The following is an 18,019-nucleotide window of genomic DNA, read 5'->3' on the forward strand; positions in this document are numbered from 1 at the left end:
TCTAAGGGGGTCCCCGTCAGTAAGAGAACATTCAGTCACTCATTGCTGAGTAACCGGACCCTGCTTGTTGCTTGAACGATCGTTGTAATACTTGAACTTTAGTCCGTCTGGGAAAACCGTCTTCCCTTCGCTTTTGAGCCGATAGGTGAGTGCAGTGGGACGTATGCCGAGGGCCTTGGCACAATCAATCGCGGACAGGAAGATTTGCTCCTCTCCGGATGACTGATTTGTCACCAGGACCACGCGTTTCCCACTGAAGATCTCGTGCTCGTAATAGGGGTTCTGCACGTCTCGCCACGGCGTCTTATCCTCACGCCATTTCAATTGATGCATACCACTGACCACGGGTTGATTGGGCGCTGTCAACCACTGTTGTACGGTCGGTAGAGCCACGTCGAGATAACCCGCAAGCTGAGTAAGGGAGTCAAACCCCCGCACCTCGCCCGTCATGACGTTACGAGCATCCACTGGTCTCGTTCTCCCATACCACGTGAGGAGATCGCCAACTGAGACCGGCCATTCACTACCTGCCGCAGCGAGTCGATACTGCTTTCGTTCGGGGTACACCCGACACGAGTCAGCTTTGACTCTCCACGCTATCGCATCCTTCGAAATGCCGAGCGATCTGGCGCATTCGATCAGACTTGCGTATTCGTCAACTTGTCCAGAGTCGACATCACGAACCTGAATGGGTAGACACTTTCGCGTCAGCCCCAGTCTCCCCGCGTGCTCCGCGTTCTCCTGGTACGTTACCCATTCTAGGTTGTCGAGAGAGTCATTCTCCTTATTCCCGTCGATGTGGTTCACCACTAGATCTTTGACATCCTTCCCAGGATGTTTGAAGACGCAAGCAAGTAAGCGATGGCGACCGATAAGTGCCGTCGTCCCGGCATCGGAGGTCATCGAAAGGTTGTAGTAACCATTCGCTCCTCGCCAGCCAACGACTTCCTCAAACAGCGGGTGACTAATCACCGACCCAGTCTTATCGATCAAGTATTGCGAATATCCCGGTATCTTGAAGAAACCCGAGAGGTGACTAAGTTCTGGCATTACAGTCTCCTATCCTTTACATACGATAGGAGGGTTAACTTCGTTTCAATACAAAAGCGTTAATCATCCCGATCCGCCGCCGGCGAGAGCAGTGCCGAGGTTGAGAGCAAGGCGGTCACCCCGGACGTCTTCAGGTCGTAGCGGCGCGAGAGACCGCGCAGCGACGTGAACTGGGGATCCGCACTCGTGTAGGTGTTGATCGCCACATCGGACGAGTCGACCGTCGACTCAGAGATGGTGCCCATGTCGTTCTCATGGTAGACACGGGTCTGCTTGGTCATACTGCGCGAGCCACGACCGCCGACACCGGAATAGGTGACCGCTTCCATCTCCTTCAGGTTCTGGATCGGGTTGATATCCGACACCTGAATCTTTGCCGGATCCTGGGTGACGTTCTTCCACACCTGGAACGGGTTCAGATCGATGGGCACGCGCGATTTGCCCGGCCGACCGTTGTGCACCCGGATAGAGCGCACGATCTCTGAATAGACCGCACCGGACATCCGCTCGTAGCCCTTGATCCGCATCCAGCGCGAATCGAGTTCATCGGGATGGGTATCCGTCAGGAGCATCTCGCAGGCTTTGAGCAGCAGGCTCTGATAATCGGTCGGCTCCTTCATGTCGATCAAGAGCTCCCGCGTGATCGGATCCACGAAGAGCTGGTACTGCAGATCCAGTTCCCGCAGATACCGTTGCGAGGCACCGCCCGACTCCAGCACATTCAGATACACGCCGCGCTTGTTGAACTCATGCAAGTTGTAGGTCCGGATGCTGCGGTGATACTCATTGAAGCCCGCCAGCACGAGGGACGCGTACATCTTGTCTTTCGGCAGCACGAGCGTCTCATCGGCGAACACAAGGCTGTACTCGTTGGGCTGCAGGTTCACCCGCTGACCTGCTGGCACGCGCCGGGGCTCGACACCCAGGAACTTCATCAGGCGATCCAGTCCCATCTCGTAGGCCAGCACGATCCCCAGGGGAATTGTCCGACCCAGCACCGATACTTCCGCAAAGTCCACCGGCGACTTGCTCGGATCGAGCCCCAGCATCTCTTCGATGGAGGGCAGGTCGAGAGGGCGATGACGCTCACCCTTGTCGTACTGATAGAGCGCCCCCTGACGATCCATGATGAGAAACGCATTGGGCTTTCGGAGGGACTTCCCGCAGACCACGATCCCGTCGCGCTCGATCATCGCGAGCGTGTCTTTCCCGTAGAGGGCTTCGCGCTTCGTGTGGTCGAAACTCCAGTCAAAGCCACCCAGCTGGAAACCCCGAAATGCCATGGCCAGCGTGCTATATAGGCGCGGTGCGGTGAAGAGGTTGTCGAACACCGCGGCGGTTTGCAGGTGCTGGACAATGGGGTTGCTCTTGTCCAGTCCGATGGCCGTGATGTTGTTCACGAGCCAGGTGCCGGAGTCGTTGACGCGTTTGGTCGAGCGTGAAACGAACACCTTGCCGTAGTAGCTGGTCAGTGCCACGCGGTCCGGGGCGATCTTGCGAATAGGCAAATCCCCCCGCTGCTTCCGTACCCGGTACTTCACGCCATTGCTCGTGAAGGTCCCGTCTTCTGACAACACCGGCAAGCGGAACCGGAACGTCGACGAGGCGCCATCTACCGGCGTCACGCGTGCCGTGTAGACGTTGTAGGTTCCCATGACGTCATCGACTTCCTGCACGTCGTAGTCCGTCACGCAAAGTCCCGCCTGCTGCAGGTTCAGCACCATGCCCGCAATGTCTTTCTGCATCACGTGCTTGATGTAGTGCGAGTCAAACACATGCAGCGAGGACTTCAACATCGACTTGTCGGTCACCGTCTTGATGTCCGGAATCTCGGGAGAGGCCGGAATCGCGATTGCCTCTGCCGGGATTTTCACGAAGTCGGCCAGTGTCGACTTGCCGTCAGGGGCCACAATCTTCTTGTACGCTTCCGAGAGCGCCTGATACCGACGGTGTTCCCCCGCTGTGAGCATGCCTTGCTCAGCGAGGCGGTCACAGATTTTCATGACCGCACCATCCGGGGTGAGCGTACCCGGTGACTCGAGGGGCCGCTGCATCGAGGCATCGTCTTCATCCGCATGGCTGATGTTGGCGATGTACTCGAGCTGGTCGAGATCGTGATCCATCTGCTTCTCGACTTCCAGATCCGGCTTGATGTCGATGCCGCGCTCGGCCGGCTCGATGGCCTGATGCTGAATAACGTGCGCCACCTTGGCCGCGGCCTGTCGGTTCTGGTCGAGTTCCTCGTTGATGTCGGCATCCACCTGCTTCGGTGTGACGCCCAGTCCGTTGGGCACTTCGAATGGCTGCGAAACTTGCTTGACCGCGACGCCCGTCAGGGGATCGATGACGTCGACGACATTGCTCGGCTCATCTGGCGTCAGATCGCTCGGCGCGGATTCCGAGTCGCTTTGTGCCATCACTTCGGGCGCCGCGGTGGTGCGCGCCTCCATGAGGGACATCAGCATCTTCAGGAAGTAGCGCTGCAGCCGTTGCGGGGCGAGACCATGTTGATTCGCATCGGGGTCCGCTGCCAGTTCGGCTTCCGTCGCGACACGCCAGTCGTTGACGGTGCCAAGGTTCATGACAAACCAGCGGCCGCTTTCCTCGAACAGAAGATTGATGCGCGACAGACGCTTGTCGTCGACGTGCGAGAGCATCGACGTCTTCCGGTTCTCCCCCAGCCACTTCCAGATCTCCAGGATCATCAGTGACTCGTGCGAATTGAACCGCTTGATGAGGCGCTGGTTCATGCCGCTGGCCGTCCCCAGATTCAGGTCAGCCAGACAGGGCAGGATCCGGGGCAGCGTAATCGGGATGAACTGATGACGGTTCGATGTCTGGGCAATCTCACCCGCCACCGACCACATCGTTTCCGCGATGTTGTGCCACTGGCTGTACGCGGTGTAGAGCGAACGCGGATAACGGAACAGCCCCCAGAGGAAGGCGTAGTTGAACACGGCGAGCGTATTCTCGTCGCGCGTACCGACATCGAAGTTCAAGAGCTTCTTGTAACGACGATTGCGCTGGAACCACTTGGACGACAGCAGCTGCGTGGACGTCGGAATCGGACGGGGGTGACCCAGTTGGGCGCGCTGCTCGAAGACATGCTGCACGACGATGGGCTTGGTGACCCCGCGGAATTCCAGCTGGTTGGAATCGGGACCCTGATCGAGCGGGCTCGTGCCCATGAAGTGAAACAGACTGCGCTTGGGCAGATGCAGCTGCTCCACCAGCGGCATCGGGGGCGAGATCAGTTGGGACGTGCGCCGGATGCCGTAGTGCTGGTAAAAATATTCGTACAGAAACATTGTCGTTAGTCCCCAGTCAGGTTGTGCAGCACCAGCTCGACTGTGGAGACCGCCACACTCGCCAGTGCCCGGCCGTCGGTGCCTACGTAGGCTCGCCGACTACCGAGGAAGTCATCCAGCTCCGCGATCGACTCGTCGGTGTAGGTGACGTTGGCCGAAGCCGTATCGCCGTCGAAGTCCGCCCCCATGCGACCCAGGCGTGCGCTGTGCGGCACGAGCGAGTTGATGAAGGCGCCTCCCGTGATGGGAAATTCGTAGGCGGTGTAGTCCTCGCCGATCGGTCGCCAGTCCGGCCCCAACTCTTCACGGGCTTCCGCACGGATCGTGGTCTTCACGTATGCCTTGCTGGGCACGATCGAACCGATCCCGGTGATGGGATAGCGGGTGATGAACAGGGGTAGACCGGTCAGGTGGCGATATGTCGAGGCGTACAGCAGCTCGCAGAACGTAAGCGGGGTGACGTACTTCTTGTCAAAGCCATCGGGCAATTCATCGAGCCCACTGAAGAGCCGGAAGCTGTGATCGGGTCCCTTGTAGATGAGTCCCAGATATTTCCCGTCGATCTCGATCGGCTTGTGGCGCATGTCCTCTTCGCCAAAGGCCGTGATGATCTTCTCGACGCCCTCGGTCGTCATCCAGCGATCGTAGTAATCCGGCTTGAGCATCGTGGGCTCTTGCATCAAGGTCTTTTTGTTCACGAGCCGCGCGGGAGCAGTCGCGCCAAGAAAGACTCTTTGCAGGAAGCCATTGCGGATCTGATAGGTCGCCACCGGCCGCGCAGCCTTGAGCATCTGATAGAGCCCAATGACCGTGTTGTTGTAGCCGGGGTTGCCCTTTGCACCCAGATAGGCGGTGGACGTATCCATCGCCGTGATCACGTTCCGTGTGCCGTCAAATACCCGGCGGCTTGCCCACTTGCCGAGCAGCAACTTCTTCTTGCCCTCGATCATTGATTCGAGCAGGTCATAGAGCTGGCAGAAGGTGTTCTGCAAACTGAATCGCACCGTGTTGATGATCTCGGGGTTTGCGCGCAGCACGTTCTCGGTGATCGCATTCGACTTTGCGAGCAGCGTGCGATAGATCGTATTGATCTCGTCTTCACGAATCCGGCCATCCGGACCAATTTCCAGATCGCGCATGCCGGCTGGCATCACAACGATCTTGGAGGTCATCGCCTTGTCCCGGTACTTCTCGATCAGCTTGATGTTCTGCTCGCGCTGATCGCTCTTCGTCTGGGCAAAGACGAGGTTCTTCCAGTTCGCAACGAAGAAGGCAAAGCCCGTCTGGCCGTTGATCGCATCACTGCGCTCAAAGTCGCGTAGCTCGGGGTTCCAGACAGCACGTTCCTGACCCGAAATGATCTCGCCGTAGAGGCGCTTGAGACTCACGAGCGCCCGGTACACCACCGGGTGAAAGATCGGCACCTTGATGTCGATGTAGGAGAAACGCGACGAGCGTTTCTCGTCTCCCACCTTCCCAAAGATGCTCACGGAGAACAACCCATCGTCGTGAAAGGACTGCGAGTTGCCGTCGAAGAAGTCCAGCGAACGCACAGGGCGCAATCCGGCTAACCTGGCAGGCGTGAGTTCGAGCAGAGAGATGTTGAAGGGAATCGCCGAGCGAATCATGGCTTGTCTGCCTAAAAACAAAAATCTATGAGGAGCCGTGATCTGGACACGGCCTGCGCTTTAAATGGAGCCGTCGCAATGGCTAAGAAGAAACGCTTGAAATCAACAGACGAGTTTGGGTTTGATACCGAACTGGATCTGCCGGACTTCGACTATCAGTCGAAGCCACCCAAGAACGATCGCCATCCGGCCGTCTCGGCTGCAAAGGACTTCACCAAGGGGACAGTCACGGGCATCTGGGATGCCACGCGCAGCGAGAGCTTTATCAAGAAGACGATCAAGGGGGCGCTTCCATCGGGCTATGGCAGCGCGATGGAGCTGGCGGACGAGGCGACTGCCTCAATCCGAAGCCTATACAATTCCGGCGCCAACGAGATCAAGCCCGCCCTCAACGAGATGAAGCGGGCGACGGCGAAACTCCTGCCGTCAGCGAGCAAAATCCTGCCCGCGAAGATGCAGCAGCGGATCAAGGCATGGACCGAGACGGCGAATTCTGGCTCCACCGGGATCTCCGAAGAAGCCATGCGCCATGCCTCGACGCAAGCCATGCTGGGTGATGTCTTCGCCTACCAGGCGCAGACGGCGGCGCAGGAGCGCGCTGAGGACAAGGCTGAAGCCGACATCCAGAAAAACATCGACCACAATCGGGCCAATACACAGATCACGCAGCTGAGTGCTATGCGCATCGCACTCCAGCGACTGGCTGATTACCAGGACAAGGTCACGGTCAACTTCCAGCGCAAGACGCTCGAGCTGCAGTACCGCCAGTACTTTGTTGCGATGGACGCGCTAAGCGAAGCCAAGCGGCAGAACGCCCAGACCACGCAACTGCTTCAATCGATCCAGAAGAACACCGGCCTGCCAGACCTGCTCAAGATCAAGGCCCGTGAAGATTGGCCGATCATCCTGCGCAACAAGTTCATGGGTAATGTGGGGGGCATGGTCCTTAGCCAGCGTTCGCAGTTCATGCGCAACCTGACCGGACACCTGCAGCGCCAGATGAAATCCAGTCTGTCGGGCATCGTGGGCGGTGCCCAGATGGCGATGGGTATGGGCGACATGGTCGGTGGCATGGCGGACATGGGGGGTCCGTCCGGTGCCGAGATGGGGGGCAACATGGTCGGCGGGATGGTCGCTGATGGATTGGCCCCGCGCTTTGGCAAATGGATCGGCAAGCACGTCAAGAACAGCAAGTACGCGGGCGACGTCAATCGCATCGGGAACCTGTTGCAGTTCTACGCGGGCAATGCACCCCAGCACGCGATGGAGTTCGCCCACTCCGATAAGTGGGATGACGCTCCGGTCGTTGGTGGCATGTTGCGTTGGCTGAAAGATCAGGCCATTGCGTCGAACGGTGTGCAGACCGGCTTTCACGTCGACAATCTGCGCAACCTGCAGGACCCGGCGCCATTTAACGGCTTGGCGCGCAAGTCCCTGACGGAAATCATCCCTGGCTACCTGGCCCGGATCTACCGTGAATTGCAGATCATGCGCACGGGAGACAGCTCGGTCGAGCTCACGCATTACGACCATGCGAAGAACACCTTCGGCAAGAAGTCGGAGGTCACCGCGCGGGCGCTGCATTCGGTCGTGCGCCCGGGTGATGCGGCGTTTGTGCAGGAACGTGCCCACGGGCTCGTGGATGAGCTGGAGAAAGGTAGCAAGCGCAAGCTCACAGCTGAGCAGCGCAAGGTGCTCATTCGTCGGATGATGTCCGACAACCTGAACAACCGGGTAGGTTCAGCCAAGCGCTATTCCGACATCTGGGAATACCAGGGTGCGGACGCCGAGCACGGTGATGCGTTGTCGGGTTTGTTCCGGGATTACTTCTCGGACGATACGGACAACAAGAAGCAGATGGCTTTCCAGGCGCGCTTTGCGCATCTGGGCAGCGGCATGGCGGATTCACGCGCCCACATGCAGGACATGCTCAATAGCGGGCAGGGGCAGATTCTCGTGAAGGCGGGGCTCATCCGACCAAACGGCACGCTCGATCTGCAGAAGCTCCAGGACTATTACCTCGGTGAGAGTTTTGCACCGCAGGGCAAAGTCGCCTCCGGCCGTCGCCGCCGGCGCGGGCGAAGCGGTCATCCGTTCGGCAATTTCGCCAGACCCAATCCAAGTGCGTCAGGTGTTGCGGCCGCCGCAACACCTGCACCCCAGCCCGCTGCGCCTGCAGCCGCTGCTGCATCACCTCACGCGAATGCTTCGTCCGCGGAACTGACGCAGATGGCGCAGGACAACGTGATGAAGAAGCATGGTCCTGTCTATGAAAAAGACGTGGGCCGCTGGTTGCGACTGGTGGAAGGTGAGTTTCATCGCCTGAACACGGGTGCGGTGGGCGAGGACCTTCATGGTTCCGCTGCACACGACGTCAATCACTTCCTTGGCAACAAGTGGGGACGCTCGATTGACGGTGGGCCGAATCAGGCACAGGGACGCGGGGACTTTGCAGGTGTGATCGCCGCGATCAAACAAAGCAGCAGTAAAACTATTTCGGAGAAGATCCATGCAACGCTCGTTGCGATTCAAAAGAAGATTACGTCTGGTGTGGCTGTGTCTGGTCACGCTCCTGCCGGCGACGGCGTACCACCCCCGGACGCTAAGAGCGGCAAAGCTCGAAAGGCATGGCTAGATTACAACCTCGGTGACATCTTCGGGGGTGTAACCGGGAAGGTGCGATCGGGCGTCGCGGGGGCATGGGACTGGATGAAGAAGCCCTCGCCGCTGATGCAGCGCGCGCGCGGAATGATCGGTAACGGTCTTGGCGCACTGGGCACCGGGGGCAAGAAAGCGCTGGAGTTCGCGAAGGGCTTTGACGATATCTACGTTGGCAAGAATCCTGAACCCGTCTTGCTCGCGTGGAAGTTGAAAGCGGGCCATTACCGGGACAAGGCGACGGGTCAGGTCATCAAGTCCTACAAGGACATCAAGGGCGATGTGGTCGATGCCTGGGATCCTGAGAAGGTCATCCTGAAGGCAGACGAGATTGGCGATGCCTTCACCAAGAGCAAGGCGGGTCTGCGCTCGCTGAAGGCGTTGGGTTCTGTCTGGAGGGGCGCGAAGGGACTGCTCGATGCGGCCACGGGCGGGATCACCTCCCTCGTGCCTCGCATCATCCGTACGGGTGCTCGTGCCATCCGCGCTGGCATGAACATCATGGATGCCCCGCAGGACATCTACGTGAAGGGCAATCCGGATCCGGTGCTCCTCGCGATCATGATGCGCTCGGGTGCCTACGTCTCCCAGCGGACCGGCCACAAGATCACCCGGCCGGGTCTCATTGATGGTCCGGTGATGGATGTCAGCGATCCCGGCAAGCCTGTTGTCGCACTCTCGAAAGAGATGATCGGCAAGGGACTGGTCGACGTCAACGGCAAGCCCATCCGTTCCCCGTTGATGAAGCTCCTCAGTGCGGCCACCGTTCCGATCGGGATGGCGTGGAAGGCATTGAAGGGCGGGCTCAACATCGCGAAGGGGGCGATCTCCAAGCCATTCGAACTCATCGGTAACTGGGTATCGAAGTGGATCGGAAAGGACGGGCTGGTCTTTGCAGGTTCGAAGACCATGACCGAGCGCCTGACCGAGATCCGTGACCTGTTGAAATCCCGTCTGCCTGAGCGCAAGCAACGGTTGAAAGGCGACGAGACAGGTGATGGCTTTGTCACCAACTCCTGGGAGGAAATGCAGCACAAGGGAGAGATCGGTGGTACGGAGCCGAAGGCGGCTGCTGCTGCGAAGAAAGGCGGCGGAATTGCTGCACTCCTCGCGAAGCTGAAAGGCGGAGGGACGGACAAGACGAAGGGGAGCGGCAATCTGCTCACCCGCGGCATGGATGCAGCAGAAGGTGCAGTGGGAAGTTTCCTCGGCACCAAGGTCGGTAAAGCGGGTCGCGCTGCGTGGGGTGGCTTGAAGCGCTTCGGCGGTCGTCTGCTGGGCCGCGGTGCATCGGCCGTTGGTGAAACCGGCATTGAGGCCGCGGCTGGGGAGGCCGCAGGGGCGGGCGCCACGCTCGCAGAAGGCGCAGGGGCTGTAGCGGGTATCGGGGAAGCCGCCGCTGTCGGCGGGGGTGTCCTCGCGGCAGGTGCCGGTGGCCTTGCTGCCCTGATTGCTTCGCCCGTTGTGCTGGGTGCGGCAGCCGTCGGTCTCGTCGGGTACGGGCTCTACCGGAGCGTGAAGGGAATCAAGAACTTCTTCGCAGGCAAACCGGGTCCGCTCGCAACAGTGCGGATGGCGCAGTACGGTTTCCTGCCGGATGACAATGATTCGCTCGACGTGTTGGTGGATCTGGAAAAGACCCTGCTGCCTGCGGTGACCTACGGCAAGGATGGTGCGCAGATCAACGCGCAGAAGGTCAAGCTGGCTGATGTGCTCAAGGGCTTCGATATCGACCAGTCATCGAAGACCGAAGTGCAGAACTGGCTCACCTGGTTCCAGGGTCGCTTCAAGCCCGTGTTCCTCACGCACATGACGGCTTTGCATGGCGTCAATTCGGGTGTGGCGCTCACCGATGTCGACAAGAAACTGACGAAGGAGGAAAAGCAGAAATACCTGAAGGCAGCGAGTTGGCCGAACGGTCCGTATAACAACCGGACCTCGCCGTTCCATAACTCCCTCCTGCTCCTCCACAGCGCGAAAACGCTGAAGGCAACGGGTGCCGATGTCAGGCAGTTTGTGGCAGAAGCGGAAGCCATCATCGCGAAGGAGCCGGACACGGCGAAGAAGACGGGTCAAACCGGAAGCGATGTGGCGAAGAAGGCGGCGGCGGCCGGTGCTGCTGGTGCGGCAGTAGGCGCGGCAGTAGGCGCGGCAGCAGACGGCAAGCCCGGTGGGAAGGGTGCAGCCAAGCCGGGTGAGAAGTCCTCGGGCTTCTGGGCCATGCTGGGTATCGGTACGGCTAACGCAGCGGAACCGAAGACCTCTGCGCAGAATGTCCTCGGCAAGAAGCCGACGGCCACGATGCCGATCGATCCGAGTCTGAAGAAAGAGCCTGACCGGCTTGATCTGCTGGCCTCGATCCGATATCGCACCTACGGTCTGACATCGCTGGACGCGGACAAGGTCGCGGCCCTTAAAGCGCTGGAAGTGGAAACGCTCAAGGCGCTGAAGATTGAGAAGGGCGCACCGTCACACGTCGCCTTCCTCAGTGACTCCGCCACGATCCTGGCGAAGATGGGCAGCAAGTTCGGCGTGATTGGCGTGAACAACACGTTGGGGTATCAGTGGCAGGCGTGGTTCAACCTGCGCTTCCTGCCGACGTATATGAACTACGTCGGTGCGAGCAACACGCTCACGGGCCATAACGACGCAGTGAGTATGTTGCTGACGCCTGAGACCGCTGTCCAGTTGGGTCGCATCGTTGCAGGGACAAAGAGTCCGAATGGGAAATCGGCGTGGGAGATCACCGCCTCGCCGTGGAACCACTACGACCTGAGTACGGATGCCACGAGTGTGAAGCCTGCACTCGATGCGCTCGCTGCCAAGGGCAAGAAGAAGGTACTGGCTGATCCGGCCGGACCTGCGAAACCCAAGGATAGCGCGACCCCGTCGAAGACGGATCAACCGAGCTTCCTGTCGAAGGCGGGCAAGGTGATCTCGGATGCGGCGGGCGCTGTGGGCAACGCCGTCAAGAAGGCGGCGACCTGGGCGGGTAACGAGGTCAAGACGGGCGTGAATTACGTCCAGAACACGCAGACCTACAAGGCGGCCAGTAAAGCCGTCAAGCAGGGCGTCCAAGCCGTTCAGAAGACGCAGGCGTACAAGACAGCTGCCAAGGCCGTCAAGACCGGTGTGGCGGCTGCTAAGAGCGCGGGCAAGTGGGTGGAGAAAACCTACTCGGCCAGCGCTCAGGCAGTGAAGAACGCGCTCCTCAAGGCGATGGCGGCGGCCGGCATCAAGACCCCGCAGGAGCAGGCGATGCTCATGGCGCAGATGGATCACGAAAGTGGCGGCTTCAAGTCACTGACTGAAAATCTGCACTACAGCGCCGCCAACCTGGTGCGTGTGTTTGGCAAGAAGCATTTCCCGTCCCTGCAGGCCGCGCAAGCTGCCGTGCAGTCGGGTCCGGAGGCGATCGCCGATGCAGCGTATGGCGGTCGTATGGGTAACACCGATCCGGACGATGGGTACAAGTATCGCGGCCGTGGCGTGGTGCAGCTCACCGGCAAAGACAACTACGCCCATTTCGGGAAGCTGATTGGCGTCGACCTCGTGAACCATCCGGATCTGGCTGCAGAGCCGGAGACGGCGGCAAAGCTCGCGGTCGCCTACTGGCAACAGCGGGTGAAGGGTGCGGGCAAGAGCGGTGACGTGCGCGCTGCAACGCTTGCGATCAATGGGGGCTTGAATGGCCTCAGCAGTCGTGAGCAACTCTACCAGCAATACCTGCAGCAGGCACAGGCAGGCAAGCTGGCACCGTCAGGCACACCGGCAGCAGCAGGTGGAAAGGATGGTGCAGCGGGAGCCGGTGGCGCCGCTGCGGGTACGGATGCGAAAGCTGGGGCAGGTGGTGGTGGCGCAGGTGCAAGCGCGACGACTGCGGCCGCCGCTGGCGCATCAGGTTCCGGCGGTGCGTCTACAGGTCCGGCAGGATCGGGAGCCTCACCCGCATTGCCGGATGCTGTGGCCCAGAGCAGTCAGGCCGCGAACCAGAAAGCACAGTCTGAGTATGACGCAGGAAGTGCCTCTGACAAGGCTGCGATCCAGAACGTGGTGGGGCATCCGATGGCACCGTCTGTCGGGGCATCTTCGCCACCCACGTCTGCTGCAGCCGGGTCCGCTGCGACCACCGCGGCTACGCCCGCCGCTCCGAGTGTCGCATCGGTGACACCGGCGGCGTCTCCGGCCGTTCAGGATTCGCCGTTCGGTTTTGGGGCGTCGTCGGCCCAGCCGCTCGTGACCAGCGCGCGTAGCGTGACCGCGGTACAGCAGGCCCAGCACCAGGAAAAGATGGGGGCAATGGGTGATGTGAGTGACATCCTGAACAAGGGTCTCAAGATCAATTCCGATCAGCTCGACACGCTCAAGGCCATCCTGACTGCAGTGCAAACCATGGCGAGTACAGCTCAGCAGGGCAACGCAGCGAATGCGCCCCCTGCATCACAGCCTGCCAGTAATCCGCGTGGTGCCCGGCAGATGATGCCGGCGTCACCGGTCTCCATGCGCAAGCAAGCGTAAATCCTGTAGTCCTTAGAGCGAGAAGCGGACTTAGCGGTCTGCTTCTCGCTTTTTATTTCGCCCCTATGGGAGTCGACGCATGGCTTCGAGCACGACCGATACAACGATTACCGACACCGGCTGGGTCCGGCAGTCATTCCTGGTGAAGTCCACGGACCTCGCCACAATCGACCAGACCAATCGTTTCTTTACCACCGCAAGTCTGAAGTACACCGACACCACCCCGGGTGGCAACATCCCGATCAACCCCCCGGCACAATGGACGCGCTATGCCGACCCGAAAGCCGCTAGCCGCAAAAGCGGCGGCAAGGGCATGGGGATTTCCTACTCCGAGATGATCGACGATCATTCGCAAGTAATCCACATGCGCTTTGGCGTGCCGGAGTTCAATACGCTTTCATACTTCCTCTCGAACTTTTACAACAGCGGAGCTGGTCAGCTGGCGCGGACCGGTCGTGCAGAGGGTGCGTTCTATCAGCTCGGACGTGCCGCCGGTTATGTTGCCGCCCTGATGAGCTGGAAGGTGTTGGCGTTTCATATCGCAGCGGTCGCAGCGACATTCTTCGCAAATAAGCCGAACAGTCGCTTCTATTATCTGAAGCCGAGTATGCCAACCTACTGGCAAACGGTGCAGACGATCGTCAACCAGATCGCGGTCAATAAGGGCATCATTCCGCGCGTGGGTGATCCGAACGTGCAAACGACCATCGGTGACAACTATCAGTTTAGCTCCGATGGCCTCACACAGCTCAATGCTCTACTGCCCGATATCTTCTTTGCTGGCGGCGGTATCGATGTCTATTCACTGGCGAACCGCGCCAAGCGACTCGAACGTCAACAGCATCAGAACAACATCGCCGCACTCGACACCGGAAGCGTCACGCTCTCGTCAGCGCTGCAGTCACTCTACGGTCCGTCGAGCCTGCTCGTCGACCAACCAAAACGAAACTTCCTGCAGTACCTCGATCTGTGGAACGGCACAGCGCCGGCGGCTCCGCAGTCAGCGGCCAGCGGTTCTGACAGCACCACTGGCGTCGCTTCGGCAGACTCGTCCACCGAACAGACAGCGACCAAAACGTCTCAAACAACGGGCTTCTTTGATTTCTTGGAAGCGGAGCTGGATGATGGCTCGGCATTTGTGAGTTTCCGGGTGAATTCCACGGGACCGGTGACGGATACGTTCAGTAGCGATACGGCGGACTCGGAACTGCAGCAGAAGATCAACAGCATGTCGAGCCAGAATCGCAGCACGCGATTCGACATCGAAGGCGGCAACCTCGCTGGTGGGGTAATCGGGTCGATTCTCGGCGGTGCGGCTTCGGCGGTGACCGACTTCGTTTCTGGCGCTGCGGATTCGCTAGGGGTTTCGGGCTTGGCGGCCTTAGGCGGCTCGGCCTTTGTCGACATTCCGAAACATTGGTCGTCGTCGACCGCCAACCTTGCGCGCAGCACGTACACCATCAATCTGGTTAGCCCCTACGGCAATCCCGTGTCGCAGTTGCTGAACCTGTACGTCCCGCTTGCGATGTTGATTGCGGGAGCCTTGCCGCTGGCCACCGGTCCGCAGTCGTGGACCAGTCCCTTTCTCTGCGAGCTGTATGATCGGGGCCGTTGTCAGATTCGTCTGGGCATCATCGACAGCTTCTCGATCACGCGCGGTACCGGCAACCTCGGTTTCGATCACGAAGGGAACGCCATGGGGATCGATGTAAGCTTCAGTGTCGTGGATTTGTCCGCGATGGTGTATCTGCCGATCACGCAAGGGCTCACCCAAGCGACATCCAAAACATTGGCGGAGCTGGGCTTTGTTGGTGGCGCAGTTCTGGGGACAGTTGCTGCCGGGCCAGTGGGTGGCGCCGCTGCCGCTGCAGCGGCAGGGACGGCAGGTGCTGTTCTTGGCGCGGGCGTCGATGCCGCAGGGAATGTGGTGAAGACGCTCGGCGGTATCTTTGACGGGGACAACTCATTCACGGACTACATGGCCGTACTGGGGAGTCTGGGACTGGCAGATCAGATCTACATGTTCAAGCGTCTCAAACTGAACCTGACCATGCAGATGGCGCAGTGGAAGAGCTGGCTCACCCCGTCGCACTTTGCGAGCTTCGCAGGGGAATTGCTCCCGGCCCGGATGGTGGGACTGTTCTTCAAGGGTGTGGATTCATCGATCTAGGCAGACGGCATAGAAGCCTGAGAGGACGCGCTGTCCTCTCAGGCCTTTATGACCTTTTACAGGGCTTCGGCGAAGCTGATCATGGTACTGGTCTGGGTAGATGCATCGGCCGAGTTCTCGTCGATATACGTGCCAGGCGTAGGCTGGTCTCCCACACGATCGTGTTGCTTCGCGGTGGAGGTGGTGGTCGTGGTCGCAACGGCCGTGATCTGCGAGGTGCTCGTCGCTGCGCTCACGGCGCTCGCGGAACTCAGCTGATCCGGCTCCACATACTTGGGTGTCATGCGAAGCGCGGGATCGATATAGGCGTTCGGGTAGAAGGCCTTCAGATCCGTGTCGACGTCCGCGACCGGATAGACCGCGGCCAGCGCGTAGAGCTGTACGGCGGGATCGGTGCTATTCATCACGCCGGCGGCCAGCACGCTCTTGAAGTCATCCGAGCCATCCTGCAGCGTGGTGATGTCAGTCGCATTGTCATCCGCTCCGACGCTGGTCCGGGTAGAGACGTTCCAAGTCGGATCTGCTCCCGCGAAGAAGGCGAGGACAGACGCCCACGTCGTCGCACCCTGACTGGGGGTTGCCTGCTGCGCATTGCCCGAGGCAGAGCGCGAGTAGCCTGATGTGAAGTCAGACAGGGCGGATGGATTGATCGCCGAGACGCCGGCACTGCTCGCTTGGGTGACGAGCGCCTGGAGACTGACGAGGTCCCCGGACTTGATCAGCGTGGAGAGTGTCTGGGCAATCACCGAACTCAGAACGGCGGTGCTCGTGATGTTCGACACCATCGGCGCAAATGCCCCCGAGATGCCGTAAGCGGCGCACTGGTTGATCACCCCGGCCACGATGCCGGCGAGCGCCTGAGCGTCACTGACCGTGAAGGTCGTGCTGCCGGAGAACGCATTGATGATGGCGCCCAAGCTCTGAACGTCGCTGATGCCCCCATTGGTTATCGTCGAGACGATACCGTTGACCGCGGTGGTGACATCGCCCACGGTCGTCGCGGCGGCCGTCAGCGCGGTTTGCACCGTCGTGGAGAGGGTGTTGAAAGCCGTGTTGACCGTACTGGCTGCGGCCGTCGTGGTGGTGACGGCATTCGCTGCGGTCGTGGTGCGGGCGGTGGCGGACGTCGTGCTCGCAAGCGTGTCGCTATTGGCAACCGTCTCGGTGGTTGGGACAGCCTGGGCAGCCGTGGAGCTGGCGCGCAGCAGACCCACTGCGTCGACATCGAATGCCGCAGCGAGGCTCGCAATCGCGTTGATCACGACCCCTGCATCACCCGCATAGACGTCGACCGTTTCCAGTGCATCATTCGGTCCGGTCAGGAAGGTGGTTGACGCTAAGGGCGTAACAGCCATGGAAGACTCCAAAGAGGCAAAAAAAAAAAGAGAGCGCGCGGCTCTCTTTTTTTCAGGTGGGGTTAGGCGTTTAGACCGGCTTCACGAACAGCGAGACAATGGGCTGGATCGGATAGGATTCGCCGCGCTTCACGCATTGACGAACCCGCTCCAGTCCTGCGCAGAGCCACGGCGCCGTTTCCGGAAATACCTGCACCTGTGCGGGCGTGAGGTAGTAGTACTGGAAGGGCAGCGTCGACTCGCTCATCAGCTGCCGGATATCCGCGTTCTGGATCGCTTTGTGGTAGTTCGCCTCGATGATGATCTCGGTGAACCCGTCGCGCCACACCATCTTTCGCGTCTTGGCGTAAGCCTTTGCCCGCGCCCCAACCAGCGTGCGGTAGTTGTCGTCCGGCTCCTCGGACTTGATGTAGTGCCAGAAGCCCTCCATCGATTTGAAGGGGCCGTAGAAGGGATGGATGAAGGGCGTACGTGCAAAGTGGGCAAGCTTCTGCCCCAGTTCCGTGGCGCCAGTCATCGAGATGTTGATGTGCGTCTTGCCGTCATCTTGCGGTTCGACATCCGGACGCTTCTCGAGCAGTGCGGGCACCCGTTTCGTGGCGTTGGTGGTCATGTTTCTGTATTCCATTGATGTTTTCTACCAGCGGCCCTCCCTTAGTGATCAGCGCCGGCGTTGACGCGTTCATCAAAGGTCGGCTCAATGCGGCCGTCCGGGAACGTTCTGGATTCGTAGACGTCAGCCGTCATGCGGACAGGCTGCTTGTGCGGTTGGGGTGACTCGCCTTCGAAGAGATCGGCCTGGGTGTCCTCGGGATCGATCTCGAAAGGGAACATGTTGCTTTGCGCGAGACTGGTGATGAAGTCGCGCACCTGCTGCAGATCGATATCCTCGTCCTGCTCGAATTCCACATCGAGCTCTTCGAGAAAGCGGTTGACCATGGCGCGTGAGCCGAAGTCCACCATCGTGCCGTGCGTCGTGATCTTGCCATTGCGGTGTTTGCACCGGATGGCGAATTCCACTTCCTCGATCTGCAGAAAGCGCAGCCCTTTCATGAAGACCTTCCAGGTCATCTGGGGACGGGCGAATTCTTTGGTGAGATTACCGCGGGCGCTTGTCTGATCCCGCCGGGTAGGGGGATAGCCGTTACGGATATCTGTCACGAAGTCGTGCATGAGATTACCGTACCGCGGACCACCGATGTTCAGGTCGTACAGCATTTGCCGCCACAGACGGGAAAGTACACCGTTTGCACCGGACGTGTTGCTCACTCCCTTGTCCTTGGACTGGAGGATGCGCGCGAAAGGGTTGCGTGCCATGTTCGTTGAATTCCT

At 59.9% G+C, this 18,019-nt stretch carries 8 protein-coding genes; 2 read left to right on the plus strand and 6 right to left on the minus strand.

Going from position 1 to position 18,019, the window contains the following annotated elements:
* Nucleotides 1–39 precede the first annotated feature (39 nt).
* Genes FQ746_RS00830 through FQ746_RS00840 form a run of 3 tightly spaced genes read right to left on the minus strand, consistent with a single transcriptional unit; the run spans nucleotide 40 to nucleotide 5,986 of the window.
* Nucleotides 40–1,050: an HNH endonuclease gene (locus FQ746_RS00830; protein WP_144106712.1), complete on the minus strand. Its 1,011-nt coding sequence runs from the start codon at nucleotides 1,048–1,050 to the stop codon at nucleotides 40–42.
* Between the two features lie 59 nt (nucleotides 1,051–1,109).
* On the minus strand, nucleotides 1,110–4,358 hold the full coding sequence (locus FQ746_RS00835) for a hypothetical protein (protein WP_144106713.1): 3,249 nt from the start codon (nucleotides 4,356–4,358) through the stop codon (nucleotides 1,110–1,112).
* Nucleotides 4,359–4,363: 5 nt separating this feature from the next.
* On the minus strand, nucleotides 4,364–5,986 hold the full coding sequence (locus FQ746_RS00840) for a hypothetical protein (RefSeq protein ID WP_144106714.1): 1,623 nt from the start codon (nucleotides 5,984–5,986) through the stop codon (nucleotides 4,364–4,366).
* Nucleotides 5,987–6,064: 78 nt separating this feature from the next.
* Here FQ746_RS00840 and FQ746_RS00845 point away from each other — a divergent pair, with 78 nt between their 5' ends.
* Both FQ746_RS00845 and FQ746_RS00850 read left to right on the plus strand, forming a co-directional pair.
* Nucleotides 6,065–13,162, plus strand: a complete 7,098-nt coding sequence (locus FQ746_RS00845) for a glycoside hydrolase family 19 protein (RefSeq protein ID WP_144106715.1) — start codon at nucleotides 6,065–6,067, stop codon at nucleotides 13,160–13,162.
* A 79-nt stretch (nucleotides 13,163–13,241) separates the two neighbouring features.
* Nucleotides 13,242–15,332 carry a hypothetical protein gene (locus tag FQ746_RS00850; protein ID WP_144106716.1) on the plus strand — a complete coding sequence of 697 codons (2,091 nt, stop codon included), beginning with the start codon at nucleotides 13,242–13,244 and terminating at the stop codon, nucleotides 15,330–15,332.
* 56 nt (nucleotides 15,333–15,388) lie between these two features.
* Here FQ746_RS00850 and FQ746_RS00855 read toward each other — a convergent pair whose 3' ends face one another.
* The 3 genes from FQ746_RS00855 to FQ746_RS00865 form a co-directional block, all read right to left on the minus strand.
* Complete coding sequence (locus tag FQ746_RS00855) at nucleotides 15,389–16,687, minus strand: hypothetical protein (protein ID WP_144106717.1); 1,299 nt, start codon at nucleotides 16,685–16,687, stop codon at nucleotides 15,389–15,391.
* Nucleotides 16,688–16,757: 70 nt separating this feature from the next.
* Nucleotides 16,758–17,300, minus strand: coding sequence for a hypothetical protein (locus tag FQ746_RS00860; protein ID WP_144106718.1), 543 nt, complete (start codon nucleotides 17,298–17,300; stop codon nucleotides 16,758–16,760).
* 41 nt (nucleotides 17,301–17,341) lie between these two features.
* Nucleotides 17,342–18,004, minus strand: coding sequence for a hypothetical protein (locus FQ746_RS00865; RefSeq protein ID WP_144106719.1), 663 nt, complete (start codon nucleotides 18,002–18,004; stop codon nucleotides 17,342–17,344).
* Nucleotides 18,005–18,019 lie beyond the last annotated feature (15 nt).

Source organism: Paraburkholderia sp. BCC1886, assembly GCF_900996245.1.
Taxonomy (GTDB): domain Bacteria; phylum Pseudomonadota; class Gammaproteobacteria; order Burkholderiales; family Burkholderiaceae; genus Paraburkholderia.